The 3,496-nt window shown below is 51.9% G+C and carries 2 protein-coding genes and 1 pseudogene; 2 read left to right on the top strand and 1 reads right to left on the bottom strand.

Features of this window, described 5'->3' with window-relative positions:
* Together ACOYNV_RS26715 and ACOYNV_RS26710 are read left to right on the top strand one after the other, a co-directional pair.
* The coding region (locus ACOYNV_RS26715; protein ID WP_422902856.1) for a tetratricopeptide repeat protein at positions 1-543 on the top strand (543 nt) is incomplete at its 5' end.
* A gap of 21 nt (positions 544-564) precedes the next feature.
* Positions 565-2,385, top strand: coding sequence for a VWA domain-containing protein (locus tag ACOYNV_RS26710; RefSeq protein WP_422902855.1), 1,821 nt, complete (start codon positions 565-567; stop codon positions 2,383-2,385).
* On the opposite strand, the pseudogene ACOYNV_RS26705 reads toward ACOYNV_RS26710, so the two are convergent.
* Positions 2,349-3,400, bottom strand: a pseudogene (locus ACOYNV_RS26705) (IS630 family transposase). The gene ACOYNV_RS26710 and the pseudogene ACOYNV_RS26705 sit on opposite strands and share 37 nt — an antisense overlap.
* Positions 3,401-3,496: the final 96 nt, after the last annotated feature.

Genomic DNA, 3,496 nt, shown 5'->3' with positions numbered 1-3,496 from the left:
GAGCCAATTGCGGCACAGAACATTCATCCAAACTACTACGCGATGGGGCTTCAGTCTGAAACGGGGGGTGACGTCGAGGAGGCCATAGCCAACTTTGAGATCGCTGCTGAAGATGGTTCTAAAGACGCGATGTACTCGCTCGGGCGGCTAGCGCGCGATGTCCAGAACGATACATCGAAAGCGGCAAGCTGGTTCCACGCCGCAGCCGAGCGCGGAGACGTATTTGCACAGATCGAGTTAGCCGTTCTCTACCTACGCGGTGTTAGCACCGTGTCGTCCGACCCCGACCGGGACAACGCACGATACTGGCTGGAAGCGGCGGTTCAACGCGACACCGAAGGTCGGGCTGCCTTCCTTCTTTTCCAACTGGAATCTGCCCCGAAGCTCGCGATCGAGTGGCTGCAAAAGTCGGCAGATCTTGGGTATCCGGAAGCGATGGGGCAATTGAGTAATCTGTATCGGCGCGGGGCAGGCGGTCTTCCAAGAAATTTAGCGCTCAGCCAAGCTTGGGCGAGAAAGAAAACTTCAGCGATGAGCGATTAACAGCGACGAAGGAGAAAAGTGATGAAATTTTTGCATGTCGCGAGCGCTGTTCTGCTCGCACTTTCGACAAATGTAGCAACAGCCGCAGTGTCCGTCGCGGTGGCCTTGGTTCTGGACGAGTCCGGCAGCATCGATAACGCAGAATTTAGGCTGGAGACAGATGGCTTCATAGGTGCAGTTGACCAGATTCCGTCGAACGGCCAGGTCAGTGTAGCTGTTGTTGGGTTTGCATCGAATGCCGATGTAATCTTAGGTAATACTGTCGTCGATGGCACCGGCAAGCCTGCCGTCCGGGCCGCTTTAACGAATAATCCAAAAGCAGGCGGCAGCACCAACATGTCATTAGCTATCAGTAAAGCGGCTACCGTGCTTGCTGGTTCTACGGCTCAATCAAGAGTTATTTGCCTTGGGACCGATGGGGAGCCGGATAGCCGGAGTTCAACCCTCGCCGCCGCTAACGCCGCGAAAGCTGCCGGTATCAGGCTTGTGCCCGTGGGCATCGGGCTATCTTCTTCAGGCAAGCTGTTCCTGGATTCAATTGCGTCGGATCCACCCATCGCTAACCCGACAAGCTTTGAAGAATTCAGCCAGCTTGTTTCTACTGCTTGTATTGGTGTAGTCAAGGCCGCTCTAAACATTCAGCTACAGCCGGATCCCATCAGTTTCGGTACGGTGAAAGCGCCCCTGATCAAGGCGTTAGTCAAAACGGCCGGGTTGTTGAATGCGGGTACCAATACCGCTAGCGTGACAGGAATATTTTTGCGAGGCGTCGACGCTGATCAGTTCAAGATTGTTAGTGTGAAGAATATACCGTTTACCGGTATCATTTTTCCGTTTTCTTTGCCTGCTGCATATAGCACAACGATTGAACTTGCCATCGCGCCCGACAGAACCCCGGCAGATGGAACTTACGATGCTGAACTTGTCCTGACTGCAGAAGATATTGAGGGTAATACCATTGAGGCGCAGCTTGGTTTATTTGCTGGCACCGGATATGATGTTTTTTCAATCGATCTCGTTGACGCCTATCCAACGATTCAGCGTATTGACCAGCAGGGCCGCCCGCTAAACAAGAACGGCGCGCCAGTAAGCGAGTCTGACGTTCGCCATGCTGACAGAAAGAGAACCGGCATGGTGACTGATGGCAACGCGCGGCTTTTCCTCCGAGCAAATACAACAGTTACCGCCGGTACAGTGCGCTTCAGTATCGTCACGCCTAGCCCCACTTATGCGGTGCTACATCCGCTCACGGGTTCACCGCAGGACGCTGGACTATTGTCCATTACCGTTCCGATCGAAGAGCTAACCTTAGGGCTTGGACAAGCAACGGCCATATTGCGAGCAGGCGACCAGTTTTCTGGCTTAGCTGATGCGAGCGAAGCGCGATTCTCTGTTAATGCTTGCTTGCTGGACAAGGTGACTGGGAACTGCGGACCTCTCATTGATCAGTCGGCAGTCCTCGAAAAGCGCCCTCCAGTGGTTCTGATTCATGGTATCTGGGCGTCTGAAGCGAGCATGAAAGAGAGCAAAGATATCGGGGTCATAAAAGCATTGGAGAACGCGTCTTTTCAGGTTGGCTACTTTGGCTACAGCGCGACAGGCGACGATTCGGCGGACGCAGGGCCTACTCAGGTTATGACACCTGATACAAAGGGTCTTTACAGCAAGATCGTCTCAGAATGCGAGTCCCTCCAGGATGGAGGCGTCGCGTGTACGCGCGCTGATCTCGTTACACACAGCATGGGGGGACTCGTCGCCCGAAAGTTTGTTTTCGACAACAAACATTATCGGGAAGGTCCTATACTCTACTCATGCAATATCTGCGATTTTTCTATAATTTGAAATTTCAGAGAAAAGAGGCTGCTAAGCGATTTTCCATCGTGCGATGCAGTGCTATTGATACAGCCCATGATCGCCGCTTTGAATTTTGGGAACGAGTCATAATACCGGGAGTACAGCACTTCTTGCTTGACATGTCGCCACAATCGTTCGATCAGGTTGAGATTCGGCGAGTAGGAAGGGAGATGGATGAGTGTAATTGCGAGCTGTTCAGCGAGTTCCGTGACGATAGCGCATTTTTGATAGCGAGCATTGTCCAAGAACAGTACAATGGCTTCCCCCGCATGCTTCTCTGCTAATACTCGAAGCAGTTCGCACACACTGATTGCGTTGATATATGAATCGTTAGTGATCGTGATCACCTCGTGAGTTATCGCATTCAGTGCACCAAGGACATTGAATCGCTTCCGCCCCGAGGCCGAATAGACGAAGAGTCGCTGAAAACACCAAAGGAAGCCGAGAAATGGCTGGAGTACAAAATGGGCTGCATCAACGAAATAGACGTGCTTGCGGCCGTGCTTGGCATCCTCCAGGATTGGCTCCAAAGTACTGTTAATAAAGGTTTTTTGCTCTTCTCGCTTGTCGTCATCGAATTTTCCGGGGACGCTTCCTGTTTTTTTCGGCTAAGGCCTATCGAGAGAAGAAAGTTGCGCACATGGGTAATCGTGAACGACATCGTCGTGAGTCGCTCGATCTCGACAGCCGCCTCTTTCAAGGTCCGCGGTGGATGCTCCAAGAAATGCGCGATGAGTTGTGCGCGATAGGGATCGAGTTTGCTGGCGGGACGATAGAATTTGCGCTCTTCAACACCCGCTAAACCTTTTTCCAGATAGGTACGAATGGTTGCTGTTACAGTGTTCGGGGCAGCGCCGCTGAGTTCAGCGATGCGATGATGCGGTAGACCGTGGTGCTTATGCCACAGAATTGTCATTCGCTTGCGAACTATTGGATCTGGATGGTGGTAGCGTTGGCGCTGAATTGTACACACTGCTTCTCTCGAAAACTGGCAATTATGCATGGCGATTTGCTCCGTGTGCTGTCATGGCTCAAGTGCTAACGCTGATATGATAAAATGAATTATAGATTATCGCAAGTGCTATATTCAACGAGTATA

It is taken from the genome of Propionivibrio sp., assembly GCF_049316945.1.
Lineage (GTDB): Bacteria > Pseudomonadota > Gammaproteobacteria > Burkholderiales > Rhodocyclaceae > Propionivibrio.
Note: the sequence above shows the minus strand (reverse complement) of the source record. Positions and strands in the feature narration are given on the sequence as shown.

What these genes read in the sequence shown, in the direction of transcription:
- ACOYNV_RS26710 (WP_422902855.1), top strand. Translation starts at nt 565, where the DNA reads ATGAAATTTTTGCATGTCGCGAGCGCTGTTCTGCTCGCACTTTCGACA.